This window comes from Microbacterium sp. zg.Y1084, assembly GCF_024623595.1.
GTDB lineage: Bacteria > Actinomycetota > Actinomycetes > Actinomycetales > Microbacteriaceae > Microbacterium > Microbacterium wangruii.
In genome coordinates, this window is record NZ_JANJGV010000001.1 from 98,770 (window position 1) to 123,543 (window position 24,774).

Here is a 24,774-nt window from a genome sequence, read left to right on the forward strand (position 1 = left end):
GGTTCAGTCCTCCAGGACGGCTTCGAACAGCGTCAGCACGTCGGGCTGCGGTTCGGTGAGCGTGAGGGTGACGACGGGGCGACCGTGCGTCTCGGAAAGGACGGCGGCGTCGCCGGCGGCCTGGGCGCGGATCAGCTGCCCGAACGTGAACGGCCGGCCCGGGATCTCCAGGTCGACCTCGCCGGCGTCGAGGATCTGCACGAACACACCGGTGGCCGGGCCGCCCTTATGGTACTGCCCGGTCGAGTGCAGGAACCGCGGACCCCAGCCGAAGGTGGTCGGACGCCCGCTGTCGGCGGCGACCATCTCGCGCAGCCCCGCGAGCTGCGACAGCTCGCGACGGTCGACATATGCCTGCAGCGACACATAGCCGTCCGGCGGGATGCGGTCCCAGAGGGCCTCGAGCACGCCGGCGATCGTTCCGGACGCCGCGAGAGCCGGGTCGGAGACCCGCACCTCGACGCCGTGCTCCGTGAAGGACGGCTCCGTCGGCGCGGGTCGGGCGTCGAGCAGCGCACGGGCGGCGACCTTGGCGGACTCCACATCGGGCTGGTCGAACGGGTTGATGCCGAGCAGGCGACCGGCGATCGCGGTGGCGTACTCCCACACCAGCAGCTGGGCGCCGAGGGACCCGCTGACGAGGATCTCGTCCTCGTGCGGCTCGACCAGGTGGAACTCGCGCGCCTCGTCGACCAGGCGCAGGATCTGCAGGTCCTCGGGACGGGAATCCAGCTCGGGGGACACCGGCAGCAGCGCGACCGGCAGGATGCCGGTGCCGTCCTTGCCGGTGGACTCGGCCACGAGCTGCTCGATCCAGTCCGGCAGGCCCACGATGTGGGTGCCGTCGCTGACCAGGCCCAGCTTGTCGCGCAGCGGGTCGCTGCCGGCGATGGCTGCGGCCAGCACGAGCGCGGGGTTGTCGGGGCTGTCGATCGCCACTTCCAGCAGCGTCGCCTCCGCTTCGTCGAGCAGCTCGCTGATGTCGACGCCCGCGAGCCCCGTGGGCACGAGCCCGAACGCGGTGAGGGCCGAGTAGCGGCCGCCCACGGTCGGGTCGGCCGGGAACACACGGTACCCGGCGGCACGAGCCGACTCGTCCAGCGGCGAGCCCGGGTCGGTCACGACGACGATGTGCTCGGCCGGGTCCATGCCGAGGTCGCGCCAGGCGGCCTCGAACGCGCGCCGTGCGGCATCCGTCTCGACCGTGGAGCCCGACTTCGACGACACGACCAGCACCGTCTCGGCCAGGCCGCCGGTCTCGCCGTCGCCGTCGATCGCGGCGAGCACCTGGCCGGGCGCGGTGGAATCCAGGATCACCAGCGGCACGCCTGCCGTCTGCGCGATGACCTCGGGGGCGAGGGACGACCCGCCCATCCCCGCGAGGACGACCCGGGTGATGCCGCGCGCCATGAGCTGCTCGCGCAGGGCGAGGATCTCGGGGACCAGCGGACGCGAGACGCTGACCGCCTGCACCCAGCCCAGACGCTGAGCGGCGTCCGCCTCGGCGGCGGGACCCCACAGGGCGGCGTCACCGGCGGTGATGCCGCTGGCGACGAGGTCGGCGATCAGCGTCGGCAGGACGCGGTCGACCGCCGCCTTGGCGCGCCCGGTGACCCGGATGTCGAAGGTCATGCGTTGGCCTTGGCCCCTTCGAGAGCCTCGGTGACGGTGCCCTGCAGGTCGTGCCACGAGGCGATGAACTTGTCGACGCCCTCGTCCTCGAGCAGCTGCGTGACCTCGACGAGGTCGATGCCGAGCCGGTCGAGGTCGGCGAAGACCTTGCGTGCGGCGTCGTAGGTGCCGCTGATGCTGTCGCCGACGATCTGACCGTGGTCGAAGGTGGCCTCGAGCGTCTTCTCCGGCATCGTGTTGACGGTGCCGGGCGCGACGAGCTCGGTGACGTAGAGCGTGTCGGGAAGCTTCGGGTCCTTGACCCCCGTGGACGCCCACAGCGGCCGCTGCACGTTGGCGCCGATCCCGACGAGGTCGGTCGCCCGCTTCTCAGCGAACTTCTGCTCGAACAGCTCGTACGCGAGGCGCGCGTTGGCGACGCCTGCGAGCGACATGAGTCCTTCGGCCTCGCCGGTGCCCACGGCCTCGAGACGCTTGTTGATCTCGGTGTCGACTCTCGAGACGAAGAAGGACGCGACGGAGTGGATGTGCGACAGGTCGAAGTCCGCGCTGTGCGCCCGCTCCAGGCCGTCGAGGTACGCGTCGATGACCTCGGCGTACCGCTCCAGCGAGAAGATGAGCGTGACGTTGACCGAGATGCCCGCCGCGATGACCTCGGTGATCGCGGGCAGCCCCGCCTTGGTGGCGGGGATCTTGATCAGCACATTCGGGCGGTCGACGGCCGCCGCCAGCTCCTTGGCCTGGGCGACGGTCGCCGCGGTGTCGTGTGCGAGGTCGGGGGAGACCTCGATCGACACCCGGCCGTCGACGCCCTTGGTGGCGTCGTAGATGGGGCGGAAGATGTCGCACGCACTCTGCACGTCGGTGGTGGTCAGCGAGAAGATCGTGTCGTCGGTCGAGGCGCCCTTGGCCGCCTGCGCGGCGATGGCCTCTTCATAGCCGATTCCGGCCGAGATCGCGCCCTGGAAGATCGTCGGGTTGGTGGTCACCCCCACGACGTTTCGGGTGTCGATGAGCTGCTGCAGGTTGCCGGTGGTGATGCGCTGGCGGGACAGGTCGTCGAGCCAGATGCTCACGCCTGCGTCGGACAGGGCCTGGGTGGGAGTTGTCATGCGCGCGTCTCCTTGAGGGTCTCGCGTGCCGCGGTGACCACGGCCTCGGCGGTGATGCCGAACTTCTCGTACAGGGTGTGGTAGTCGGCGGATGCGCCGAAGTGGTCGATGCCGACCGAACGACCGGCGTCGCCGACGATGCCGCGCCACGTGAGCGGTGAGCCGGCCTCGACCGACACGCGTGCCTTCACTGCGGCCGGCAGAACCTGCTCGCGGTAGGCGGCATCCTGCTCGGCGAACCATTCGAGCGACGGTGCCGACACCACACGGGCGTTGACCCCCTCGGCGGCGAGCGTTTCGCGGGCGGCGACGGCCACCTGCACCTCGGAGCCGGTGGCGATGAGGATCACGTCGGGCGTGCCGCCGGGGGCCTCCGCCAGGATGTACGCGCCCTTGGCGACGTTGTCGGCCGAGGCGAACACGTCGCCGTCGGCGTCGCCGGTGCCGCGCTCGAACACCGGGATGTTCTGACGCGTCAGGGCGATGCCGGTGGGGCCGTCCTGGCGGCGCAGGATCTCCAGCCACGCGGTGGCCGTCTCGTTGGCATCCGCCGGGCGCACCACCGTGAAGTTCGGGATGGCCCGCAGCGTCGCCAGCTGCTCGATCGGCTGGTGCGTGGGGCCGTCCTCGCCGAGGGCGACCGAGTCGTGCGTCCAGACGAAGATCGAGGGGATGCCCATCAGCGCGGCCAGGCGCACCGCGGGGCGCATGTAGTCGCTGAAGATGAGGAACGTGCCGCCGAACGGGCGGGTGGGACCGTGCAGCTTGATGCCGTTGACGATCGCGCCCATGGCGTGCTCGCGGATGCCGAAGTGCAGCACCCGACCGTAGGGGGAGCCCGACCACTCATGGGTCGACCACTCTTCGGGGATGAAGCTCTTGGCGTCCTTGATGGTGGTGAGGTTCGACTCGGCGAGGTCGGCCGATCCACCCCACAGCTCGGGGAGCTCTGCGGCGAGGGCGTTGATGACCAGGCCCGACGCTGCGCGGGTGGAGACGTCCTTGCCGGCTTCGAACGTCGGCAGCGCGTCGGCGATGTCCGTGGGCAGCTCACCGGCTTCGAGCCGGTCGAGCAGCGCCTTGCGCTCGGGGTGGGCGTCGGCCCAGGCGTCGAACGCGGTCTGCCACTCGGCGCGGGCGGTCGCGGCACGCTCGGCGAGGGAGCGGGTGCGCGCAAGCACGTCCTCGGCCACGACGAAGCTCTGCTCGGGATCGAACCCGAGCACCTTCTTCGTGGCGGCCAGCTCGTCGGCGCCGAGGGCGGAGCCGTGGATCTTGCCGGTGTTCTGCTTGCCGGGCGACGGCCATCCGATGATGGTCTTGAGGATGATCAGCGACGGCTTGTCGGTCTCGCCCTTGGCCGCCTCGATCGCGGCGTGGAGCTCCGCGACATCCTCGACGTACTCGCCGGTGCGCTTCCAGTCGACCGTCTGCACGTGCCAGCCGTAGGCCTCGTAGCGCGCCGCGACGTCCTCGGTGAAGGCGACGTTCGTATCGTCTTCGATCGAGATCTGGTTGGAGTCGTAGATCGCGATGAGGTTGCCCAGCTGCTGGTGACCCGCCAGCGAGGATGCCTCGCTGGTGACGCCCTCCTGCAGGTCGCCGTCACCGGCGATGACGTAGATGTCGTGGTCGAAGGGCGACTGCCCGGCCGGGGTCTCCGGGTCGAACAGGCCGCGCTCGTAGCGCGCCGCATAGGCGAAGCCGACGGCGGATGCCAGTCCCTGACCGAGCGGGCCGGTCGTGATCTCCACGCCGTCGGTGTGCCCGTACTCGGGGTGGCCGGGCGTCTTGGAGCCCCATGTGCGGAGCGCCTTGAGGTCGTCGAGCTCGAGGCCGAAGCCCCCGAGGTACAGCTGCACGTACTGGGTGAGCGACGAGTGGCCGACCGAGAGGATGAAGCGGTCACGGCCGAGCCAGTGGGTGTTGGCCGGGTCGTGGCGCATCACCTTCTGGTACAGCAGGTACGCCGCCGGCGCCAGGCTCATGGCGGTTCCGGGGTGGCCGTTGCCGACCTTCTCAACGGCATCGGCTGCCAGCACCCGAGCGGTGTCCACCGCGCGCCGATCGATCTCGTCCCACTGCAATTCCGACACTCGGTCGCCTTTCTCGAGGGGATGCGCTTCGTGTCGAGGCCAGCCCGCTGCCCTCATCCGGGAGAGGTGGCGGGGGCCGGCGGCACCGGCGCGCGTGTGCGTTCAGCATAGCGAAGTGGGGTACCCGCGAGGGCGGTCCGCGCGCTGTATGACGATCGCGCGCGCGGAAGGGCCCGCGGGGCCATGGCCTAGACTGAGGTGGTAGTGCAAGCAGCGATAGCGGGGAAAATGGACATCACGACGACGTCGGGCAGCGCGCAGACGGCGACCCCGTCGTTCCGGCGGACGGTGCGCGCGTACATCGCCTTGACGAAGCCGCGCGTCCTCGAGCTGCTGCTCGTCACCACGGTGCCGGTGATGATCCTCGCCGAAGGCGGGTTCCCGAACGTCTGGCTGGTGCTGGCCACCGTCATCGGCGGCTCGATGAGCGCCGGGTCGGCCGCCGCGTTCAACATGTACCTCGATCGCGACATCGACGCGCACATGAAGCGCACCGCGGGTCGGCCGATCGTCACCGGCGAGGTCTCCGCCCGTGGCGCGCTCATCTTCTCCTGGGTGCTCGCCGTGGCATCCACGCTGTGGCTGCTGGCCACGACAAACTGGGTCGCCGCATCGCTGTCGGTGGCCGCCATCTTCTTCTACGTCGTGATCTACACGATGATCCTCAAGCGCCGCACCGAGCAGAACATCGTGTGGGGCGGCATCGCCGGGTGCTTCCCGGTGCTCATCGGCTGGTCGGCCGTGACCGGCTCGCTGTCGTGGAGCGCTGCGATCCTGTTCGTGCTGGTGTTCCTGTGGACCCCGCCGCACTACTGGCCGCTGTCGATGAAGTACAAGGTCGACTACGCCGACGTGTCCGTGCCGATGCTCGGGGCGACCCGCAACGGCACGCAGGTGGGCCTGCAGGTCATCCTCTACGCCTGGGCCACCGTGGCATGCTCGCTGCTGCTGATCCCGGTGGCGGGCATGGGCCTGGTGTACACCGTCTCGGCGCTGGTCTTCGGCGGCTGGTTCGTCTACGAGTCCCACGTGCTCTACGCCCGCGCCGTGCGCGGCACGGAGCCCAAGCCGATGCGGGTCTTCCACGCGTCGATCACGTACCTGACGCTGCTGTTCATCGCGATCGCCGTCGACCCGCTGCTGCCCTTCTGACGCGCGACACCCGCTGAAACGCGGGCGGAGATCCCTGTGCGGGTCCGGGTCCCGGCATCCGCCGCGGGAGCCACGGAAGCGACTCAGGTCACCCGGCCGTCTCCGGGGCGCGACACCCGCAGCCAGCGGTAGCCGTACGCGGGGAGGGTGAATTCGACGCGACCGCGGTCGTCGAGCGGGAGCCGCTCGGAGTCGAGCACGTCGACCAGTGTCGTCCCCTCGGGGTCGTCCGCGAGAGCGAACGCGACCACCGCCGGGACATCGGTGAAGTTGTGCACGGCGACCGTGCGGCCGACATCGGCGCGCAGGGAATGCACCAGAACGCCCGACGCGTCATGCGCGATGATCTCCAGTTCGCCCCATCCGAGCTCGGGTGAGATGCGGTAGCGGGAGGTGAGGTCGCGGAAGAAGTGCAGGAGCGAATCGCGGTCTTCGAGCTGGTCGGCGACGTTGACGTGCAGCGGCGAGTACCCGTCGCCGGGCGGCTGGGCCACGAGACGAGAAGGCGGCGCGGTCGAGAACCCGCCATGGCGTTCCGCCGACCACTGCATGGGGGTGCGCACGGCATGACGCTTGTCGAGCTCGGCGTTCTCGCCCATGCCGATCTCCTCGCCGTAGAACAGCGCCGGCGTGCCCGGGAGGGTGAACAGCAGGCTGTACGCCATGCGGATGCGGCGGGGGTCGCCTTCGAGCATGGTCGGCAGGCGACGGGTGATTCCCCGCCCGTACACGCGCTGGTGCTCGTCGGGCGCGAAGGCCTCGAACACCTCCTGTCGCTCGTCGTCGGTGAGCTGGTCGAGCGTGAGCTCGTCGTGGTTGCGCAGGAAGTTCGCCCACTGCGCTTCGACGGGAAGCGCGGGGCGCGAGGAGAGCGCCGTGGCGAGGGGCTCGGGATCCTGGCGGACGAGCGACAGGTAGAACGCCTGCATCCCGGCGAAGTCGAACTGCATCGTCAGTTCCTGGCCGTCGTTGCCTGCGCCGAAGTACGCGGCCTGCTGCTCGTAGGGGAGGTTCACCTCGCCCAGCAGCACCGCTTCGCTCGAGCGCCGCTGCAGAAAGCGGCGGATGTCGCGCAGCATGTCGTGCGGGTCGGCCATCTCGGCGCCTTCCTGCACCTCGAGCAGGAACGGGACGGCGTCGACGCGGAATCCGGAGATGCCCAGCTGCAGCCAGAAGCCGACCGTCTTGGCGATCTCGTCGCGCACCGCGGGGTTCGCGATGTTCAGGTCGGGCTGGTGCGGGTAGAAGCTGTGCATGTACCACTTGCCCGACTTGTCCTCGCGCGTCCAGATGCCGTCGGCCTCGCCGGGGAAGACCTCGTTCTTCTGCCCCTTGGGCGGCGGGTCGGAGCGCCACACGTAGAAGTCGCGGTACGGCGACGAGGGGCTGCGCTTGGCGGACTGGAACCAGGGATGCCGGTCGGAGGTGTGGTTCACGACGAGGTCGACGATCACGCGGATGCCTCTGTCACGCGCCGTGCGGATCACCTCGACGAGGTCGCCGTGCGTGCCCAGGCGCGGGTCGACGCCGTAGAAGTCCGTCACGTCGTACCCGTCGTCGCGGTCGGGCGTCGGATAGAAGGGCATGAGCCACAGACAGGTGACGCCGAGCTGGGCGAGATAGTCGATGCGCGAGGCCAGCCCCTGCAGGTCGCCCACGCCGTCCCCGTTGGAGTCGAGGAACGTCTCGACGTCGAGGCAGTAGATGACCGCGGACTTCCACCACAGGTCGCTCGTATCGGTGATCCTCACAGCAGCTCCTTCAATCGAGGCAGCAGATGGTCGCGCGCCGCGTTCAGGAACGGCCGCTGGTCCTGGCCCACGTGGTGCAGGTAGATGCGGTCGAAGCCGAGCCGGGCGTGGTCGGCGATGCGCACGGCGAGCTCGTCGAGGTCGCTCGAGATGAGCAGCGCGTCGCGCATCTGCTGGTCGCTCGGGTCGCCCGCGGCGGCGTCGAAGTCCTCCGGCTGCTCGAGGTCCCAGATGGTGGGCGGGCTCAGCACGGCATGGGCCCACTGATCCCGCGCGATCGCGAGCGCCTCGGCGTCGGTCGGCGCCCAGCTGACGTGCACCTGCAGCACGCGCGGCCCGGTTCCACCCGCGGCCCCGTAGGCCCCGAGCACCTTCTCGAGCGCGGGCGGCGGCTGGAGCGCGGTCACGAGGCCATCGGCCCACGACGCCGCCCACCCGGCGGTCTCGGGGCTGATCGCGGTGGCGAACAGGGGTGGCGGCGCGTCGGGGAGCGACCACAGACGCGCGCGGTGCGCCCGCACGAGGCCCTCGTGGTCGACCTCTTCGCCGGCCAGCAGCCGACGGATGATCGAGACGGTCTCGGCGAGCCGGTCGTTGCGCTCGGCCTTGGGCGGCCAGGGGTCGCCTGTGACGTGCTCGTTCATCGCCTCGCCGCTGCCGAGCGCCGCCCAGAAACGGCCGGGGAACATCTCCTCCAGCGTCGCGTACGCCTGCGCGGCGATCACCGGGTGGTACCGCTGCCCGGGGGCGTTGACGAAGCCGATCGAGAAGCCGGTGCGCGCGAGGGCGGCGCCGAGCCAGCTCGGAGCGAAGCCCGACTCGCCCTGCCGCACGCCCCATGGCGCAACGTGGTCGGAGCACATCGCGCCGTCGAAACCGGCAGCCTCCGCCGCGACGACGTCTTGGAGGAGCCTGCCGGGCGGGATCTGCTCATGCGATGCGTGGAAACCGAGGAAGACCATGCACTCGAGCCTTGCGGGTCGCCCCGAGGCGCAGGAACCGTTTGCATTCGACTGCACACGTGCGGTAAGTCCCGCGGGCGCGGGCCCGTCGCGGCGCTGTGGATAACTCCCGACGACCGCACCCGGTCATTGCGAGGATGCCTCGCGTGAGCCTCGCCTTCGCGCCGACCGGCGCCGCCCATGTGACCGCGGCGGTCACCGAGCGCGTGCGCGACCGGCTACGGACGGAGCAGGTCGAGCCTGGCCGGGTCAGCGAGGCGGCAGCGGAGTTCGCGCGGACGGAGGTGCGACGACACAACGACTATGCGCTGGCGCGTGGCCTTGCCACCGTCGATGACGAGGCTGCCTGCGTGCGGGAGGTGCTGGCCGCGGTGTCGGGGTTCGGGCCGCTGCAGCCGTACCTCGATGACCCGACCGTCGAGGAGCTGTGGCTCAATTCTCCTGACCGCGTCTTCGTCGCCCGCGCCGGTCGCGCGGAGCGGCTGCCGTTGACCCTCACCGACAGCGCGGTGCGCGACCTCGTCGAGCGGATGCTGCACGCCACCGGGCGCCGGGTGGACTTGAGTCAGCCGTTCGTCGACGCCTCGCTGCCGGACGGATCGCGCCTGCACGTGGTCATCCCCGACATCACCCGGCGGCACTGGTCGGTGAACATCCGCCGGTTCCTGCCGATGTACCGCGACCTGGCGCGGCTCGTCGAGGCGCGATCGCTGACCGACCGCGCGGCCGACATGCTGCGCGGAGCCATGGCGGCGGGACGCAGCGTGCTGGTGTCGGGAGCGACGCACACGGGAAAGACCACCCTGCTCGGCGCCTTGATCGCCGCCTGCCCGCCGCAGCAGCGCATCGTCACCGTGGAGGAGACGTTCGAGCTGGCGGTGGATGCCGAGGACATCGTCGGCATGCAGGGGCGGCAGCCGAGCTTGGAGGGGACGGGCGAGGTGACGCTGCGGCGGCTGGTCAAAGAAGCCCTGCGAATGCGCCCCGACCGGCTGATCGTGGGGGAGGTGCGCGACGCGGAGGCGCTGGACCTGTTGCTGGCCCTGAACACCGGGGTTCCAGGGGCTGCGAGTATCCACGCCAATTCGGCGCGTGAGGCTCTCGCCAAGCTCGCCGCCCTGCCGCTGCTGGCCGGGCGCAACATCGATCCGGGGTTCGTGCTGCCCGCGGTCGCGTCGTCGGTGCATCTGGTCGCGCACTGCGAGCGTGTTCCAGACGGCCGCCGGCGCGTGGCGGAGATCATCGCCCCGACCGGTCGGGTGGTCGACGGCGTCGTCGAGGCGCACACGCTGTACCGTGCGGGCGAGCCGTGACGTTCGTCTGGGGTGGGACGCTCGCTGCCGGCATCCTGCTGGTGATGTCGCCGTGGATGTGGCCGCCGCAGCCCGGGCGCGTGCGCCCGGCCGTCTCCGGCCGCGCTGCCCGGCTGCTCGCTGCCGCGGGGTTCGCGCGGGTGCCCCCGCGCTCGCTCGGCGCGGCGACGGTCGCCCTGGCGCTCGTCGCGGCATCCGTCGCATGGCTGATCACCGCGCTGCCCGCGCTGGCGTTCGTCGCAGGGGCGGCCGGGGCGGCCGCGCCGCTGGTGTGGGTGCGGGCGCGCGCCGCGCGGCGCCGCCGCGGCCGCCGTGCGCTGTGGCCCGACATCTGCGACCTGCTGATCGCCTCGGTGCGCGCGGGCATGTCGCTGCCTGACGCGGTGGCGAGCCTGGCCCAGTCCGCGCCGGCGGAGCTGCGCCCCGCGTTCACCGTGTTCGCCCGCGATCTCGACGCCTCAGGACACTTCGACTCTGCAGTGCAGCGGCTGAAGCACACTCTCGCCGACCCCGTCGCCGACCGCATCGTGGAGACGCTGCGGATGACCCGGCAGGTGGGTGGCACCGAACTCCCGACCGTGCTGCGAGCCCTGTCGGCGTCGGTGCGTGCCGACGCCGCCCTCCGCGCCGAGGTGGAGGCCCGGCAGTCGTGGATCCGGGGTGCCGCGACGCTGGGTGTGATCGCGCCGTGGGTGATCCTCGGCCTGCTCGCCCTGCGGCCCGAAGGAGCCCGGGCGTACGGCACCGCCGAGGGAGTCGTCGTGGTGCTGGCGGGCGCGGCGATCTCGGTGGTGGCGTATCGGATCATGGTGCAGATCGGCCGACTCCCGGAGCCGCGGCGGTGGTTCGGATGAGCGGGGTGACCGAGATCGCCCTCGCGGTCATCCTCGGGGGCGCGCTGGCCCTGGGCATCGTCCTGGTTGTGCAGCGGATGCCGCGATGGGGTGCGCTTCGGCTGGCGGACCGCATCGCGCCCTACCTGCGGGACACGGCAGATCCGCTGGGGCTCACCCCCCTCTCCGGCCCCGGCGTCGATCTCGACCTCGCAGCCTGGTGGCGCGGGTGGCGGGATCGGCTCGCCACCGCGCTCGGCGGGTCGGCCGTGATCGAGCGGCGGCTGCGCCAGGCGGGATGGGCGGGCGACCCGGTGCAGTTCCGCGGACGGCAGCTCATCTGGGCGCTGGCCGGGCTCATCGCCGGTGCGCTGACGGTGGTCGCGCTGGCGGTCGCAGGGCGCTTCTGGGTCGGGTCCGTCGTCCTGCCGCCGATCGCCGCGGTCATGGCCGCGGCGCTGTACGACATGCGGCTGACGCGCGCGGCGGGGGCTCGGGTGGCGCGGGCGCAGGAGGAGCTGCCCACCGTGCTGGAGTTCCTGTCGCTGTGCCTGTCGGCGGGGGAGAGCGTGCTCGATGCGCTGCGGCGCGTGGGCGATGTCGGATCGGGTGAATTGCCGGGCGAACTGCGGCGGGTGGTGCTGGCCGTGCGCACGGGTTCGACCCTGCCCGACGCGCTGCTGGCGCTGGCCCGCGACCTGGACATCCCCGCCCTGACCCGCAGCCTGGATCACCTCGTGGCAGCACTGGACCGCGGGGCGCCGCTGGCGCACGTGCTGCAGGCGCAGGCCGGGGATACGCGCGAGGACGCGAAGCGGATGCTGATCGAGCAGGCCGGCAGGAAGGAGATCCTCATGATGCTCCCGCTGGTCTTCCTCATCCTCCCGCTGTCGGTGCTGTTCGCGATCTTCCCTGGCGTGTTCATGCTTCGAGTCGGATTCGGGTGACCGCGGTGCGGTCGGAAGGAGGCGGAGATGTTCCGCGAACAACAAGGCACGATGCGGTTGCGCAATGCGTGGGGGACGCTGTGCAGCGACGAACGCGGCGACGTGCCCGGCTGGGTGCTGGTGACGCTGATGACGGCCGGGCTGGTCGTGGTGATCTGGGCGGTGGCGGGCCCGGCGCTCGCCGGGCTGTTCGAGCAGGCGATCAACAGCGTCTCCGGGCTCTGATCGGCGTCGCCCCGCCCGGGCTCGACGACGACAGCGGGTCGAGCCCGGTGGAGTTCGTGCTCGTGGGGGCGCTCCTGACGGTGCTGACCCTGGCGGTGCTGCAGCTGGGGGTGGCCGTGTACGTGCGCAACGTCGTGCATGACGCCGCGGTCGAGGGGGCCTTCCACGCGGCGCTCGCCGACACCACGCTCGCCGACGGAGCCGCGCGCACGCGAGCGATCATCGCGCGCACCGTCGGTGAGGGTTTCGCCGAGACGGTGGAGGTGTCTTCCACGACGCACCTCGGACATCCCGCGGTGCAGGTGACGGTGCGCGCGACGCTGCCTCTGGCCGGGCTCCTGGGAGCACCGGAGGCGCTGGAGGTGAGCGCGCATGCCCCGGCGGAGACCCTGGAGTGACGCGGTCGCCGAAGACGACGGGGCGGCGGCGCTGGAGTTCATCCTCGTGGGTGTCATCCTGCTGGTGCCGCTGGTGTATCTCGTGGTGGCACTCGGTGCTGTGCAGTCCCAGACCCTGGGGGCGGAGGCCGGGGCGCGCCACATCGCCCGCGCGGTGGCGACGGCGCCGGATGCCGCGACGGCCGCCGCGCGCACCGAGCGGGTTCTGGCTTCGGTCGTCGACGAGTACGCGCTCTCGGCGGATGCCGTCGACGTCTCCATCACGTGCGTCCCGGTCGGCGTCGCGTGCCCAGCGGCGGGCGCGACGCTGCGCGTAACGATCGCCACGCGAGTGACGCTGCCCCTCGTCCCGGCCGTGCTGGGATGGGAGCACCTCGCGGCCGTGCCCGTGGAGGCGACGGCCGTGCAGAAGGTGTCGCGCTTCTGGAGCGGGCCATGAGGACGCGTGCCTCGACGCCGGCCGGGCAGGGCACGCCCGGCGACGAGGGCAGCATCATGCTGCTGACCCTCGGCTACGCCGTGCTCGCCCTCGCGTTGATCCTCGTCTGCGTGGATGCCACGAGCCTGTACCTCGCGCAGAAGCGGCTGGAGTCCGTGGCCGATGCCGCGGCGCTCGCCGGTGCGGACGGCTTCACGCTGACGGTGACGGCGGGGGAGCCGCGCGCCGACCTCACCGACGCCGGCGTCTTCGCGCAGGCGGCCGACCTCGTGGGGGTCGTCGGCACCGCCACCCTCGTCGAGGCGGGGACTCCCGACGGGGTCTCGGCCCGGGTGACGGTCGCAACGGTGTGGCATCCGCCGATCGCCACCGTGTTCGTGCCCGCCGGCGTCCGGCTGGAGACGACCGCAACGAGCCGCAACGCGCTGCGCTGACCGCCGAGTCGGAGGAGGATCATCCTGTGCGAGAGCATTCTCCACGCAGAACAGGAGGATGTATGAGCGTGACGGTGAACATCTACTACACGGGAGTCGGCGGCAACGCGAGGGCGTTCGCCGAGCAGATGGTGTCGTCGGGCACGGTCGCGGCGATCCGCGCCGCCGAAGGCAACCTGCGCTACGAGTACTTCTTCCCGATGGACGATGCCGAGACGGTGCTGCTGATCGACAGCTGGACCGACCAGGCGGCCATCGACCGCCATCATGCATCGCCGATGATGGCGCAGATCGCGAAACTCAGAGACGTGCACGACCTGCATATGAAGGTCGAACGTTTCGTGTCCGACGAGGGCGGCATCCCGGCCGGCGACGAGGGGTTCATCCGACGCTGAGGACAGACCCGCGGACCGCCCGTGCGCCCGCGCGGGCTCGGGAATCGGCCGGATAGCCTTGTCGCATGGAGCGGCACGAGATCAGGGCGCTGACAGCCGGGCGCCCCGCCTCGGAGAGCTTGCGAGAGGCGGCTGCTGCCGCCGCCTAAGCCACCGTGCTCAAGGCGCAGCGCGCGGGGGTGCCTTCGTCGGTACGCGCGGGGCTTCTCGTGGCCTTTGTCGGGGAGTGGGAGGCCATGGAGGCGCAGAACGCGGAGCTGCTCGCCGAGCTGGAGAGCATGCCAGAGGCTGGAATCGGCTGAAGAGTCCTGCCGGTCAGGAGCGACCTTCAGCGTCGCGGCGTCCTGTCCCGCCGCCGCCGAGGGCTCCCGTCGCGCGGTCGCCATACCACTCCTCGCGGATCGTGGCGTAGAAGTCGTCGAGGTCGACCCATGCGATGTCGTCGGTGAGGCTCGCCCGGTAGACCGCGTCGCGCATCTCGGTGACGCTCGTGCCGGCGGCGAAGCCCTCGCGGAGGAGCTCTTGGATGAGACGACGGTTGCCTTGCATGGCGTCGCCGTCATCGGAGCCCACGCCGGACATGAAGGCCAGACCGTCGGGCTCCTGGCGGATGAGGTGGCCGACGGTGCGCCGGTCGTCCTCATCCTCGCCAGGAAGCCAGACGCGGAAGACTTCGGCCATCCCCGTGACGGGCGCGCGGTAGCGGGGTGGGAAGGAGGAGCCGCTCATGGGCGAGACATCGAAGCCAGACGGCATGGCGGTGTCCTTTCGTATACATCGACGGTATCGCTCGGGCTCGGCCCGGGTGACCGGGGAGCCTTCGGGGGCCGGAACCGTCGCAATCGACCGCAGCTGTGCGGTGGTGCCCGCTCGCCGTCGTCGGGCCCGCACCGCCGCCAGAGCGCGGATGGCCGGGCCCGGGAGAACCCGGGGCCGGCCATCGACAGCGCAGTCGTCAGGGAACGAGCGCGATCGCCTTCAGCTCGACGAGCTGACCGGGGAACGTGAGCTCGGTGACGCCGATGGCGCTCCAGGCGTGCGGCACCGGTCCCCGGGGGATGAAGCGCTCGCGCACCTCGAGGAAGAGCGGCAGATGGTCCTGCAGGCCGACGTGGAACGTGGTCATCTCAACGATGTGCTCGAAGTCGGAGCCGGCCGCGCGCAGCACGGCGCCGAGGTTCTCGAACGCCGCCACGAAGTGGTCCTCGAGACTCGAGTCGATCACCTTCATGTTCGCGTCACGTCCCACCTGTCCCGCGCAGTAGATCAGGTTCCCGACCTTGACGGCGGGCGCGTAGTTGAAGCGCTCAACAAGGTGGAGCATCTCGTCCGGGGCAACGAGTTCGCGGGTCATGGGGTCTCCTATCGGTGGTGCTTCCGGCTGTTTTCCGCCGGTGGCACGAGCGTAGGAAACCCGTGTTTCCGGTTCGGTCCCTCGCGTTACCGCCGTGTGACGCGCCCGTTCCCTGCCCCGCCGCCGGTTGCTGATGCCGTAGCGCGACGGGAGCGCCCGACCGGTGGGGGCGGCGGGCGAGCCGCCCGTCAGAACGCCACCTCGATGGTGGGGTTCGACTCGATGACCTCTCGCACGGCATCGCTGGTGAAGGCCCGCTGCAATGCTGCGGTGGCCTCGGAGTCGGCATCCGCCTCACCCACGGCGAGGTGGAGCGCGAAGACATCGTCCAGCTCGGTCAGCAGACCGTCGTCCTGCGGGTTCAGCCCGAGCGCCGCGATGTGGGAGGGCCACTGGAACACGAGGTCGGCCTCTTCGTAGGCGGCATTGAGGGAGCTGATCGGCACCTGCAGGAACTGCACGTCCTTCGGGTTCTCGACGATGTCGTCGACGCGCGCGTCATACGGATCGACCGCGGGGTCGAGGGTCACGATGCCCTCTGAGGCCAGCAGCTTGAGCGCGCGACCCGTGTTGGAGGGGTCGTCCGGCATCGCGACGGTGGCGCCGGCGGGGAGGTCGGCGATGTCGTCGAGCGTCTTGGAGTAGAACGCGATGACGAAGTTGTAGACCGGCTGGACCGCGACCAGCGAGCCGTCGTTGCCCTCGTTGAAGGTCTGCATGTAGGGCTGGTGCTGCGAGAAGTTCGCGTAGACGTCGCCGTCGTCGAGGATCGTGTTGGCCGTGATGTAGTCGGCGACCTCGACGAGTTCGATCTCGTAGCCGTCTTCGATGGCGCCGGCGGCCGCCTCGACCACGTCGGTCATCGGCGAGGTCACCGCGGCGACCTGCAGGGTGGTGGGAGCGGCGTCACCCGCTCCGTCGCCTGCTGTGGTGGCGCAGCCGGCGAGGACGGTGACGGCCGCGAGTGCGACGGCGGCGATGCGGAATCGGGACGATCTCATGGGTTCCTGCTTTCCTGGGTGGGGATGTGCCCGTGCTGCCGGGATCACCGGTGATCCAGCCGGACGGAGGTGCGGTTGCCGATCGCCTGGATCGTCAGCACGCAGACGACGATGACGGCGATGGTGAGGTACATGAGGGCGTCGTTGTACTCCTGGTAGCCGTACCGCATCGCGAAGTCGCCGATGCCGCCGCCCCCGACGACGCCGAGCACGGTGGAGTACGACAGCAGGCTGATCGCCGCGGATGTGAGGGCGTAGACGAGCCCGGGCCGCGCCTCGGGCAGATAGACCCGGAACACCGCCTGCGGCACCGTGGCGCCCATCGACCGGGCCACGCGGGAGATGCCGGGAGGGATCTCCCGCAGGATCTGCTCGACCAGCCGCGCGTAGATCGCGACGGCGACGAAGCACAGCGGCAGGGTGGCCGCCTGCGTGCCGAAGCTGGTGCCGATCACCGCCCGGGTGAAGGGGATGAGGAAGACCACCAGGAGCAGGAACGGGAAGGAGCGGACGATGTTGATGTACATGTTCGCCGCCGACCAGACGGCTCGGCTCTCGGCGATGCCGCCGCGCTGCGTGAGGAAGACGACCATCCCGAGCGGCAACCCGATCACGACGGCGGCGAGAGTCGAGACGAGCATCATGTATCCGGTCTCGCCGAGCGCCTCGAGGATGTCCTCGCCGTACTCGGCGAGGAGCTCGCTGATCGCGTTCACGACATCAGCTCCCGCCTGACCTGCTCGTGATAGCTGGGCAGGGTGCGGTAGTCGGTCTTGGTCACGGGGAAGAGCTCGCGCAGGCGCCCGTGCTCCAGCAGTGCCGCGCGGTCGCAGATCGCCTTGACCACGTCGAGGTCATGGGTGATCACCACCACGGTGGTTCCGAACGTGTCGCGGGCGTCCGCCAGCACGCGGAGGATCTCGGCCGTCGTCGTGGCGTCGAGCGAGGAGGTCGGCTCATCGCACAGCAGCAGCGCCGGACGGGTGACCAGCGCGCGGGCGAGGCCGACGCGCTGGCGCTCGCCGCCGCTCAGCTGCGCGGGGAAGTGGTCGGCCCGGTGGGAGAGGCCGACGAACGCGAGGATGTCGTCGACGGCTCGGCGCTGCTCTGCCCGCGTGGCGCTGCCCGCGCGACCCCGTGCCAGCTGCAGGGGGAGGGTGACGTTCGCGCGCACCGTCCGGTTGCTGAGCAGGTGGATGCCTTGGAAGACGACGCCGATGTCCTGTCGCAGCCTCCGCAGGCCCGACCGCCCGAGCCCGGCGACATCGATGCCCTGCACGGTGACGGAGCCGGAGGTGGGCGCGCTCAGTCCGTTGACGAGTTCGAGGAGCGTGGTCTTGCCGGCGCCGCTTTCGCCGATGACGCCGAACACCTCGCTCCGGCGGATCGCGAAGCTGACGTCCTCAAGCGCCGGAGCATGCTCGGACCGCGTGCTGAAACGCTTCGTGGTGTGGCGGAACTCGACGATCGCGCCCTCATCCTCCGCCATCGCCTCGCGTCGCCTCTCGTCGTCAGGTCACCGTTGCATGGGTTTCTGTACCACGTCCAACTATAGGTGCCCGCGGGGACGTGAGGGCCGGGCCGCGGAGCGCATGAGCCGGCTCAGAAAGGCGGGGGATCCGCGGAGCGAGCGTCGAACTCCACAGCCCGTCGTGGAACATCGGGGTGGACCCGTCCCGTGGGGCTCGTCCAGATCAGGACGCCGTGCGGCAGCTGCTGAACGCTCCACGCAGTGGCGTGCTTGAGGCGATGATGTCGCGGGCAGAGGTTTGCGAGATTCGCGAGCGCCGTCGGGCCGCCGCGCGCCGCGTCGACGGTGTGGTCGAGATCGCAGTCGCGCGCTGCGCGGCGGCACCCGGGGAATCGGCAGTGCTCGTCGCGACTGTCGAGGAGGCGTCGCTGCGCCGGCGTCGGCCGGTAGCGGTCGACCTGTTCGACGATCCCCGTCGTGGGGGAGACGAAAACGCGGTCCCAGATCTCGGTTCCTGCGGCGATCCGCCGCGCGATGGCGGGACTGATCGGACCGAAACCGACGAGTTCGGCCGGCTCGTCCCCGGCGCCGCAGAGCGTCGCGGCGGGGATCACGACCTGCACGCGTGCGCGGATGGCGGCGCCGGGCGGGAGGGCTCCCGTCTGCGCCGGAGAGGTCGCCTGAGCGGTCAGCAGCAGATCGGTCAGCACATCAGCGCGGATCTGGTCGGTCGTGCGGCTGTCGGTCGCGATCGTGTCAGGGACGAGGGAAGCGCCGCCGCTCTCGTCATCCGGACACGCCCGAGCCACGGCGACGTCCGCCGCGCGCTCCCGGGTGGCCGCGACCAGTGCGCGGGCATGCTGCGTGAGCCGGTCACGGATGCCGTGCGCGAGCTCGGCCGGCAGCAGTGCCACCAGCTCGGCCATCCCCTCGTCGAGGTCGCGCACCCAGACCCGCCGCTGCGCTGCCGCCTGGACGTGGCGCTCGGCGAGCGGAACGGGGTGGATGCGCGCAGCGAGCACGGCGACGATCGGCTTGGCGCGCCCGACCGTCTCGCGTTCGGCGACGGCCAACGCGGCCTGCTCGAACCGGGCGCGCGACTCGGGATCGGTGATGCCGGCGCCGGCGTCGTGGATCGCCCGCACATGCCCGACCTCGATGGCGCCCGCGTGCAGCGCCGCGACGGTCGCGGCGAAGCCCGACACGAGCCCCGCCGCGTCGTGCATGCGGTTCTGCATGCCGCGGTCGGGTCGCCGCAGGGCTGCGGCGATCTCGGCGGCGATCGACCGCGCCGGCATCTCGCGCTCGCGGCCTTCGCTGGACGGGACCCGGGCGGTCTGCTCGGAGGCGATCGCGTGCGCCCGCGCCAGCAGGCGGATCTCGTCGGCCTGAGCGGCGGCGACCTTGCGGCGTGCGTCCTGCAGCAGTGCCACCACCGCGCCGAGGGACACGTCGCCGTCGGCGATGTCGGTCGGTGCGGGGGAGAGGATCATGCATCCATTCTCCCGGGGGCCTCCGACATTCTGATCCGGGGAATCCCCGGTCAGAGGCAAATTGTGGACAACTCATCCTCTGTCGAGGATGGGGAGAAGGCGCGCTCACGCGACCCAGACCCGGACCCGGACCCGGACCCGGACCCGGACCCAGACCCGTGCGCCCTCAGCCCGGCCCGCACCGCCTCAGCCCGGCCCGCACCGCCTCAGCAGCCCGAACCGCCGCCGCGCCCCATCCCCGCCCTCACGCCCGCTCCCTCGGCACGAACCGCGGCACCCAGCGCACGAAGGCGAGCGCCCCGACCAGGCCCAGCACGCCCATCGCCCCGGCGGCGACCGACAGCGAGAAGGTCGCCAGCGCGGAGACGATCAGGGGCGCAGCCGCACCACCGGCATCCGTCAGCGTGCGCCACGACCCGAGGTAGGGCGCCGGGTCGTCCTTCGGCGCGGTGTCGGCGCCGAGGGTGAGCAGGATGCCGCTGGACAGGCCGTTGCCCACGCCCAGCACGGCGGCGAACATCGCGAACCACATCGCCGCCTGATCACCATCGTGCGTGAAGGACAGCGCCAGGAATCCGGCGCCCATGAGCACCATCGCCGGAAGCGCGGCCCACAGGCGGCCGAACCGGTCCATCACCTGGCCGCTGGCATAGAACAGGGCGAAGTCGATCGCGCCGGAGACGCCCACGACCAAGGCGATGGTCTGCGCGTCGAGTCCGATCGACACGCCCCACAGCGGCAGCACCACCTGGCGGGCCGAGCGCATCGCCGACAGCATCGCCGCCGCGATCCCCAGCCGGCCGAGCACGCCGCGGTGGCGCCACATCGTGCGGAAGACCCCTGGCCGAGGGGCCCGCCCGGGCACCGGCACCGCGCCGGTCACCGGTTCGCCGGTGTCTGCCGCAGCCGGCCGGCGCGTGGCTCGCGTTCCGCCGCGCCCGGTCAGCGCGGTCTCGGGGTCGGGTCCCAGCAGCACGAGCAGCACCGTGGCGACCAGGCATACGCCGAAGAACCAGATCGTCGCATGGGCGTCGCCGAACAGCGCCAGCAGCGCCGCCGCGACGAACGGGCCGATGAACATGCCGAGCCGGAACGTGCCGCCCAGCAGCGAGAGCGCCCGCGCGCGGAAGGCCAGCGGAACCCGCGTGGTCATGAACGAGTGGCGCGCCAGCCCGAACGCCGCCGCGCAGAAGCCGACGAGGAAGACGCCCGCGGCGAGCGTCACGAGGCTCGGCGCGACGAGCAGCGCGGCCGCCGCTCCCAGCGACAGGGTGCCGGCGAGCGTCATCGTGACGCGCTCACCGAATCGCGCGACCACCCACCCGGCGGGGATGTTGCCGCACAGCTGGCCGACGACGAGGGCGGATGCCACGAGGGCCGCCGTGGCGACATCCGCTCCCAGCTGGGCGGCGAAGATGGGCAGCAGGGGGAGGACCGCGCCCTCGCCCAGCGCGAACAGCACCGTCGGGCCGTAGATCATCGGCGCCAGACGCCAGAGCGTTGCGGCGATGCGGGGATCGTCTTCGCCGTGAGTCATCGGCATCCACGTTAGTCTGGAGGGTGATGTTTGAACTCGATCTGTCCGCCGACATCCAGGCGCTGCGTTCCACCTTCTCCGACATCCAGGCGGTGGTGGACGTCGAGTCGCTGACCGCGGAGATCGCGCGCCTCTCCGAAGCGGCCGGCGCCCCGAACCTCTGGGACGACGTCGAGAAGGCCCAGAAGGTCACCAGCGCCCTCAGCCACCGCCAGAGCGAGCTGAAGCGCATCACCGACATCGAGAGCCGGCTCGACGACCTCGACGTGCTCGTCGAACTCGCGACGGAGATGGGCGACGAGGACGCCGCCGATGAGGCGCGTAAAGAGCTCGCCGAGCTCGAAGACGTCATCGGCCAGCTCGAGGTGCAGACGCTGCTCGACGGCGAGTACGACGACCGCGCCGCGGTGGTCACGATCCGCTCCGGCGCCGGCGGCGACGACGCGACCGACTTCGCCGAGATGCTGCTGCGCATGTACCTGCGCTGGGCCGAGCGTCACAAGTACCCCGTGAAGATCCTCGACACCTCCTACGCCGAGGGAGCGGGCATCAAGTCGGCCACGTTCGAAGTCGACGCCCCCTACGCCTACGGCACGCTGTCGGTCGAAGCCGGCACGCACCGCCTCGCCCGCATCAGCCCGTTCGGCTCGGCGGACAAGCGCCAGACCAGCTTCGCCGCCGTCGAGGTCATCCCGGTGATGGAGGAGGCCAAGGAGGTCGACGTGCCCGAGGGTGACATCCGGGTGGATGTCTTCCGTTCGTCCGGCCCCGGCGGCCAGTCGGTCAACACCACCGACTCGGCCGTGCGCATCACGCACATCCCGACCGGGATCGTCGTGTCGATGCAGAACGAGAAGAGCCAGATCCAGAACCGCGCGGTCGCCATGCGCGTGCTGCAGACCCGCCTGCTGCTGCTCAAGCGCGAGGAGGAGGCGGCCAAGAAGAAGGAGCTGGCCGGCACCATCACCGCCAGCTGGGGCGACCAGATGCGCTCGTACTTCCTCTATGGTCAGCAGCTCGTGAAGGACCTGCGCACCGGCTACGAGGTCGGAAACCCGGCGGCCGTGTTCGACGGCGACCTCGACGGGCTGATCGCGGCCGGCATCCGCTGGCGCAAGCGCAAGATCGAGGACTGACCCCCTCGGATGCGCTGAGGAAGTTTTTTCATTCAGCTGCATCCAAACGGGACGTCCGGGCGGAATACCTCTGTGAAGCGCGAAACGGTCGCGCAACAGCAGAAGGAGTTCCTCGTGCGTAAGACACTCTCAGCCGGCGTGGTGGTCGGCGCACTCGCCGCCTTCGCGGCGCTCTCCCCGGCGTACGCCATCTCGGAGACCACGGCCGACCTGTCGGTACTTCACGGCATCCCCGACACACCGGTCGATGTGTACGTCAACGGCGAGCTCACGCTCGACGACTTCCAGCCCGGCGACCTCGCCGGTCCGCTGGACCTGCCCGCCGGGGACTACGAGGTCGCGCTGACGGCGACGGATGCCGCAGACGACTCGGCGCCCGTGCTCGGTCCGATCACCCTGACGCTCGAGGCGAACAAGAGCTACACCGCGGTGGCGCACCTCACCGAAGCCGGCGAGCCCTCCGCGACGCTGTTCACCAACGACACCGCCCCGACCGCACCCGGCGAAGGTCGCCTGACCGTCCGCCACGTGGCAGCCGCCCCGGCCGTGGACATCCTCGCCGGCGGCTCGCCCGTCGTGACCGGCCTGGTCAACCCCGAAGAGGCGACGCTGAACCTCCCCGCGGGTGTGGTCTCGGCCGCCGTCGCTCTGGAAGGCACCACCGACCCGGTGATCGGCCCGGCAGACGTCGACGTGCAGGAAGGCGTGCTGACGATTGCTTACGCGTGGGGCAGCGCTGAGGACGGCAACCTCGCCCTCGCCGTGCAGACCGTGACCGGCCTGCACTCGAACCCCGGTGGCGTGAACACCGGTTCTGCGGGCCTCGTGGCCGAGAACCAGCCGGTGTGGACCATGGCCCTCGGTGGTGGACTGCTGCTGGCACTGGCGGCCGGTTCCGTCGTGGCTGTGCGTACCGCCACGGCCAAGCGCCGCTGACATGAAGGCGTCGCGAGGGCTGATGCTCGTCGTAGCTCTGACGGCCATGACGGCTCTCGCGGCCTGCTCACCCCCCGACGCGGAGGGCGGGGCTTCGGCTCCGCCCTCCGTGGCGGCTCCCAGCGAGACGCCGCGGCCCACCGCTGCGGTCGACGTTCCCGTCACCGCCGCCACGCCGCCGCCCGTCAAGGAGGGCAGTGCCGCGCCGGAACGGCTGGTCGTGCCGGATCTGCAGGTCGATATGCCGGTGGCGCCGGTCGGCGTGCAGGACGACGGCTCGATGGAGATCCCCACCGACCCGGCCGTGGGTGGCTGGTACCGATACGGGTCGGCGCCCGGTGACGACGACGGGACCACCGTCATCGCCGCCCACGTGGACTCCCGCGTCTACGGCATCGGTCCGCTCGCCCGGCTGCGCGAGGCCCAGCCGGGGCAGACCGTTCAGGTCACCGACGCGGCGGGGGCCACCAGCTCCTACACCGTCGAGAGCGTCACCTACATCCCCCGGGCGGCTCTGCCCGTCGACGAGCTGTTCGACCGCGACGGTCCGCGCAGCCTCGTCCTGATCACGTGCGGTGGTGATTTCGATGAGCAGACACGCACGTACAGCGATAACGTTGTGCTCGTCGCCCGAGCGTCGCCATGACCTTCGTCAAGGATGCCGCCGGCCGCGACGTGCGGAAGGAGAGGCACATCGAAGACGACGGCGACCTCGCGAGAAGGTATGGCGCCGGCGATCCGCAGGCGCTGAAGGAGATGTACGACCGCTGGTCCCGGCTGGTCTACACGATCGCGGTGCGGTCACTGGGAGACCTGGCCGAGGCGGAAGACGTCACCCAGCGCACCTTCGTGTCCGCCTGGACCTCTCGTGAGTCCTTCAGGCCCGACCGGGGCAACCTCCCCGGATGGCTGGTCGGCATCGCGCGCCGCCGCATCGCCGACGCGCACGAGGCGCGGTCACGTACCGCGCGTCTGGAACAGGCCGCGATGTCCGAGGCCCTCGTCCCCGAGGTCGAACCGGTCGACGTGGAGGACACCCTGATGATCGCGCAGGAGATCGCGAATCTCGATCCGGATGCGCAACAGGTGATCAGGCTGGCGTTCTTCGACGATCTCACCCACTCGCAGATCAGCGAAAGGCTCGCCATGCCGCTGGGTACGGTGAAGAGTCACATCCGAAGAAGTCTGGTCAGACTGCGCACACGATTGGAGGCCGCAGATGTCGCACCTTGACCCCGACGTCGCCGCCCTCATCGCGATCGGCGACACCGACGCCGTGTCGGCGCAGGACCTCGAGCACCTCGAAGGCTGCGCCGAGTGCGCCGACGAGATCGCGGCGTTCGCGATGGCCGCGGGTGCCGCCCGCGGCGCCTTCGCCCAGGAGCCGCTGCTGACGCCGCCCCCGCGGGTGTGGGAGGCCATCAGTGCCGAAGTGGGCATCACCCCGCACGGCCCCACGGCTTCTCCGGCGGCGCCGGTTGCACACGTCGACACGCCCTCGGTCGCGCACGCCGACGAGCCCGCGCCGCACGCGGACGCCGTCACGCCCTCCGAGTCAGCCCACACCGCTTCCGGCGTGCAGGGGACCGCGGCCGCGCACACCACCCGCCGGGCGGACAGGATGCCGCGGGCCGGCGACCGGCCACCCGCGCGGCCGTCCGCCGGGGGCCGTGCACCCCGCCGATCCCGGCGACTGCCGATCCTGCTCGCCCTGGTGGGTGCTTTCGCAGCCGTCGCGGTCGTGGTGGGTGTCTGGGCTTCGGTGGACGCCGCGCGCACTCCGAGGATCGTCGCCGAGGCGACCCTCGATGGCTTCCCCGGTCACGAGGGCGCGGTGGGCGCTGCTGTGCTGGAGGACGTCGACGGGCACAATCGCGTGGTGGTCAGCCTTGACGCATCCGTGCCCGACGACGGCTACCGAGAGGTGTGGCTGATCGCGGAGGACGGCTCCGATCTCGTGAGCCTGGGCGTGCTCGAAGGACGCGAAGGCGAGTTCGATGTGCCGGCCGACGTCGACCTCGACACGTTCCGCCTCGTCGACATCTCGCAGGAGGAGGAGGACGGCAACCCCGCCCACTCCGGCGACTCGATCGTGCGCGGCGCGCTGCAGCCCGCCTGAACCGCCTGCGACACCCGCAGCACGGATGCCGTGACCTG

General features: G+C 70.9%; 27 protein-coding genes. 15 read left to right on the forward strand and 12 right to left on the reverse strand.

The window, feature by feature from the left end:
* Nucleotides 1–3: 3 nt before the first annotated feature.
* From NQ165_RS00480 to tkt, 3 genes are read right to left on the reverse strand one after another with little or no spacing between them, the layout of a single operon-like run.
* A complete protein-coding gene (locus NQ165_RS00480) occupies nt 4–1,632 on the reverse strand; it encodes a glucose-6-phosphate isomerase (protein ID WP_257530225.1) in 1,629 nt (542 codons plus the stop codon).
* Nucleotides 1,629–2,744 (reverse strand): transaldolase, encoded by a 1,116-nt coding sequence (gene tal / locus NQ165_RS00485; protein ID WP_257530227.1) that lies wholly within the window; start codon nt 2,742–2,744, stop codon nt 1,629–1,631. The genes NQ165_RS00480 and tal overlap by 4 nt, the downstream gene beginning before the upstream one ends.
* Nucleotides 2,741–4,840 (reverse strand): transketolase, encoded by a 2,100-nt coding sequence (tkt, locus tag NQ165_RS00490; RefSeq protein WP_257530229.1) that lies wholly within the window; start codon nt 4,838–4,840, stop codon nt 2,741–2,743. Before tkt ends, tal begins: the two co-directional genes overlap by 4 nt.
* Before the next feature lie 228 nt (nt 4,841–5,068).
* Between tkt and NQ165_RS00495 the strand changes: the two genes are divergently transcribed.
* Complete coding sequence (locus tag NQ165_RS00495) at nt 5,069–5,992, forward strand: heme o synthase (protein ID WP_257530231.1); 924 nt, start codon at nt 5,069–5,071, stop codon at nt 5,990–5,992.
* Between the two features lie 83 nt (nt 5,993–6,075).
* Here NQ165_RS00495 and NQ165_RS00500 read toward each other — a convergent pair whose 3' ends face one another.
* Nucleotides 6,076–7,743 carry an alpha-amylase family protein gene (locus NQ165_RS00500; protein WP_257530232.1) on the reverse strand — a complete coding sequence of 556 codons (1,668 nt, stop codon included), beginning with the start codon at nt 7,741–7,743 and terminating at the stop codon, nt 6,076–6,078.
* Complete coding sequence (locus tag NQ165_RS00505) at nt 7,740–8,705, reverse strand: TIGR03885 family FMN-dependent LLM class oxidoreductase (protein WP_257530235.1); 966 nt, start codon at nt 8,703–8,705, stop codon at nt 7,740–7,742. The genes NQ165_RS00500 and NQ165_RS00505 overlap by 4 nt, the downstream gene beginning before the upstream one ends.
* 146 nt (nt 8,706–8,851) lie before the next feature.
* Here NQ165_RS00505 and NQ165_RS00510 point away from each other — a divergent pair, with 146 nt between their 5' ends.
* The 9 genes from NQ165_RS00510 to NQ165_RS00550 all read left to right on the forward strand — a co-directional run bounded on the left by NQ165_RS00510 (nt 8,852) and on the right by NQ165_RS00550 (nt 13,991).
* Nucleotides 8,852–10,018, forward strand: coding sequence for an ATPase, T2SS/T4P/T4SS family (locus tag NQ165_RS00510; RefSeq protein ID WP_257530237.1), 1,167 nt, complete (start codon nt 8,852–8,854; stop codon nt 10,016–10,018).
* A complete protein-coding gene (locus tag NQ165_RS00515; protein WP_257530239.1) occupies nt 10,015–10,872 on the forward strand; it encodes a type II secretion system F family protein in 858 nt (285 codons plus the stop codon). The genes NQ165_RS00510 and NQ165_RS00515 overlap by 4 nt, the downstream gene beginning before the upstream one ends.
* Entirely contained in the window at nt 10,869–11,798 is a 930-nt protein-coding gene (locus tag NQ165_RS00520) for a type II secretion system F family protein (RefSeq protein ID WP_257530241.1), read from the forward strand. The genes NQ165_RS00515 and NQ165_RS00520 overlap by 4 nt, the downstream gene beginning before the upstream one ends.
* Before the next feature lie 27 nt (nt 11,799–11,825).
* Nucleotides 11,826–12,023 (forward strand): hypothetical protein, encoded by a 198-nt coding sequence (locus NQ165_RS00525; protein ID WP_257530521.1) that lies wholly within the window; start codon nt 11,826–11,828, stop codon nt 12,021–12,023.
* A gap of 47 nt (nt 12,024–12,070) precedes the next feature.
* Nucleotides 12,071–12,421 carry a TadE/TadG family type IV pilus assembly protein gene (locus NQ165_RS00530; protein ID WP_257530243.1) on the forward strand — a complete coding sequence of 117 codons (351 nt, stop codon included), beginning with the start codon at nt 12,071–12,073 and terminating at the stop codon, nt 12,419–12,421.
* Nucleotides 12,396–12,860, forward strand: a complete 465-nt coding sequence (locus tag NQ165_RS00535; protein ID WP_257530245.1) for a TadE family protein — start codon at nt 12,396–12,398, stop codon at nt 12,858–12,860. Before NQ165_RS00530 ends, NQ165_RS00535 begins: the two co-directional genes overlap by 26 nt.
* Complete coding sequence (locus NQ165_RS00540; protein WP_257530246.1) at nt 12,857–13,294, forward strand: pilus assembly protein TadG-related protein; 438 nt, start codon at nt 12,857–12,859, stop codon at nt 13,292–13,294. The genes NQ165_RS00535 and NQ165_RS00540 overlap by 4 nt, the downstream gene beginning before the upstream one ends.
* 62 nt (nt 13,295–13,356) lie before the next feature.
* Nucleotides 13,357–13,689, forward strand: a complete 333-nt coding sequence (locus NQ165_RS00545; RefSeq protein WP_257530249.1) for an antibiotic biosynthesis monooxygenase family protein — start codon at nt 13,357–13,359, stop codon at nt 13,687–13,689.
* A 155-nt stretch (nt 13,690–13,844) separates the two neighbouring features.
* The gene (locus NQ165_RS00550) at nt 13,845–13,991 is read left to right on the forward strand and encodes a hypothetical protein (RefSeq protein WP_257530251.1); all 147 of its coding nucleotides are present in this window, start codon (nt 13,845–13,847) and stop codon (nt 13,989–13,991) included.
* A gap of 13 nt (nt 13,992–14,004) precedes the next feature.
* On the opposite strand, the gene NQ165_RS00555 is transcribed toward NQ165_RS00550, so the two are convergent.
* The 7 genes from NQ165_RS00555 to NQ165_RS00585 all read right to left on the reverse strand — a co-directional run bounded on the left by NQ165_RS00555 (nt 14,005) and on the right by NQ165_RS00585 (nt 20,545).
* The gene (locus tag NQ165_RS00555) at nt 14,005–14,445 is read right to left on the reverse strand and encodes a hypothetical protein (RefSeq protein ID WP_257530252.1); all 441 of its coding nucleotides are present in this window, start codon (nt 14,443–14,445) and stop codon (nt 14,005–14,007) included.
* 199 nt (nt 14,446–14,644) lie between these two features.
* Nucleotides 14,645–15,043 (reverse strand): RidA family protein, encoded by a 399-nt coding sequence (locus NQ165_RS00560; protein ID WP_257530254.1) that lies wholly within the window; start codon nt 15,041–15,043, stop codon nt 14,645–14,647.
* A gap of 188 nt (nt 15,044–15,231) precedes the next feature.
* Nucleotides 15,232–16,044 carry a MetQ/NlpA family ABC transporter substrate-binding protein gene (locus tag NQ165_RS00565; RefSeq protein WP_257530256.1) on the reverse strand — a complete coding sequence of 271 codons (813 nt, stop codon included), beginning with the start codon at nt 16,042–16,044 and terminating at the stop codon, nt 15,232–15,234.
* Between the two features lie 44 nt (nt 16,045–16,088).
* Nucleotides 16,089–16,760 (reverse strand): methionine ABC transporter permease, encoded by a 672-nt coding sequence (locus NQ165_RS00570; protein WP_257530258.1) that lies wholly within the window; start codon nt 16,758–16,760, stop codon nt 16,089–16,091.
* Nucleotides 16,757–17,533, reverse strand: a complete 777-nt coding sequence (locus NQ165_RS00575; RefSeq protein WP_257530260.1) for a methionine ABC transporter ATP-binding protein — start codon at nt 17,531–17,533, stop codon at nt 16,757–16,759. The genes NQ165_RS00570 and NQ165_RS00575 overlap by 4 nt, the downstream gene beginning before the upstream one ends.
* A gap of 113 nt (nt 17,534–17,646) precedes the next feature.
* Nucleotides 17,647–19,008, reverse strand: coding sequence for an HNH endonuclease signature motif containing protein (locus NQ165_RS00580; RefSeq protein ID WP_257530262.1), 1,362 nt, complete (start codon nt 19,006–19,008; stop codon nt 17,647–17,649).
* Nucleotides 19,009–19,252: 244 nt separating this feature from the next.
* A complete protein-coding gene (locus NQ165_RS00585) occupies nt 19,253–20,545 on the reverse strand; it encodes an MFS transporter (protein ID WP_257530512.1) in 1,293 nt (430 codons plus the stop codon).
* Between the two features lie 26 nt (nt 20,546–20,571).
* Between NQ165_RS00585 and prfB the strand changes: the two genes are divergently transcribed.
* The 5 genes from prfB (at nt 20,572) to NQ165_RS00610 (ending at nt 24,736) form a co-directional block, all read left to right on the forward strand.
* Nucleotides 20,572–21,681 (forward strand): peptide chain release factor 2, encoded by a 1,110-nt coding sequence (gene prfB / locus NQ165_RS00590; RefSeq protein ID WP_257530264.1) that lies wholly within the window; start codon nt 20,572–20,574, stop codon nt 21,679–21,681.
* 114 nt (nt 21,682–21,795) lie between these two features.
* On the forward strand, nt 21,796–22,617 hold the full coding sequence (locus NQ165_RS00595) for a DUF4397 domain-containing protein (RefSeq protein ID WP_257530266.1): 822 nt from the start codon (nt 21,796–21,798) through the stop codon (nt 22,615–22,617).
* A gap of 22 nt (nt 22,618–22,639) precedes the next feature.
* The gene (locus NQ165_RS00600) at nt 22,640–23,263 is read left to right on the forward strand and encodes a class F sortase (RefSeq protein WP_257530268.1); all 624 of its coding nucleotides are present in this window, start codon (nt 22,640–22,642) and stop codon (nt 23,261–23,263) included.
* Nucleotides 23,260–23,850 carry an RNA polymerase sigma factor gene (locus NQ165_RS00605; protein WP_257530270.1) on the forward strand — a complete coding sequence of 197 codons (591 nt, stop codon included), beginning with the start codon at nt 23,260–23,262 and terminating at the stop codon, nt 23,848–23,850. Before NQ165_RS00600 ends, NQ165_RS00605 begins: the two co-directional genes overlap by 4 nt.
* Nucleotides 23,837–24,736: an anti-sigma factor gene (locus tag NQ165_RS00610; protein WP_257530272.1), complete on the forward strand. Its 900-nt coding sequence runs from the start codon at nt 23,837–23,839 to the stop codon at nt 24,734–24,736. The genes NQ165_RS00605 and NQ165_RS00610 overlap by 14 nt, the downstream gene beginning before the upstream one ends.
* The last annotated feature ends 38 nt before the right edge of the window (nt 24,737–24,774 follow it).

Bases quoted from the DNA above. Each gene is read 5' to 3' on its own strand.
- NQ165_RS00480 (WP_257530225.1), bottom strand. From the start codon at position 1,632: ATGACCTTCGACATCCGGGTCACCGGGCGCGCCAAGGCGGCGGTCGAC.
- tal (WP_257530227.1), bottom strand. From the start codon at position 2,744: ATGACAACTCCCACCCAGGCCCTGTCCGACGCAGGCGTGAGCATCTGG.
- NQ165_RS00495 (WP_257530231.1), top strand. From the start codon at position 5,069: ATGGACATCACGACGACGTCGGGCAGCGCGCAGACGGCGACCCCGTCG.
- NQ165_RS00505 (WP_257530235.1), bottom strand. From the start codon at position 8,705: ATGGTCTTCCTCGGTTTCCACGCATCGCATGAGCAGATCCCGCCCGGC.
- NQ165_RS00520 (WP_257530241.1), top strand. From the start codon at position 10,869: ATGAGCGGGGTGACCGAGATCGCCCTCGCGGTCATCCTCGGGGGCGCG.
- NQ165_RS00525 (WP_257530521.1), top strand. From the start codon at position 11,826: ATGTTCCGCGAACAACAAGGCACGATGCGGTTGCGCAATGCGTGGGGG.
- NQ165_RS00535 (WP_257530245.1), top strand. From the start codon at position 12,396: ATGCCCCGGCGGAGACCCTGGAGTGACGCGGTCGCCGAAGACGACGGG.
- NQ165_RS00540 (WP_257530246.1), top strand. From the start codon at position 12,857: ATGAGGACGCGTGCCTCGACGCCGGCCGGGCAGGGCACGCCCGGCGAC.
- NQ165_RS00545 (WP_257530249.1), top strand. From the start codon at position 13,357: ATGAGCGTGACGGTGAACATCTACTACACGGGAGTCGGCGGCAACGCG.
- NQ165_RS00555 (WP_257530252.1), bottom strand. From the start codon at position 14,445: ATGCCGTCTGGCTTCGATGTCTCGCCCATGAGCGGCTCCTCCTTCCCA.
- NQ165_RS00560 (WP_257530254.1), bottom strand. From the start codon at position 15,043: ATGACCCGCGAACTCGTTGCCCCGGACGAGATGCTCCACCTTGTTGAG.
- NQ165_RS00565 (WP_257530256.1), bottom strand. From the start codon at position 16,044: ATGAGATCGTCCCGATTCCGCATCGCCGCCGTCGCACTCGCGGCCGTC.
- NQ165_RS00575 (WP_257530260.1), bottom strand. From the start codon at position 17,533: ATGGCGGAGGATGAGGGCGCGATCGTCGAGTTCCGCCACACCACGAAG.
- NQ165_RS00580 (WP_257530262.1), bottom strand. From the start codon at position 19,008: ATGATCCTCTCCCCCGCACCGACCGACATCGCCGACGGCGACGTGTCC.
- NQ165_RS00585 (WP_257530512.1), bottom strand. From the start codon at position 20,545: ATGACTCACGGCGAAGACGATCCCCGCATCGCCGCAACGCTCTGGCGT.
- prfB (WP_257530264.1), top strand. From the start codon at position 20,572: ATGTTTGAACTCGATCTGTCCGCCGACATCCAGGCGCTGCGTTCCACC.
- NQ165_RS00600 (WP_257530268.1), top strand. From the start codon at position 22,640: ATGCTCGTCGTAGCTCTGACGGCCATGACGGCTCTCGCGGCCTGCTCA.
- NQ165_RS00605 (WP_257530270.1), top strand. From the start codon at position 23,260: ATGACCTTCGTCAAGGATGCCGCCGGCCGCGACGTGCGGAAGGAGAGG.
- NQ165_RS00610 (WP_257530272.1), top strand. From the start codon at position 23,837: ATGTCGCACCTTGACCCCGACGTCGCCGCCCTCATCGCGATCGGCGAC.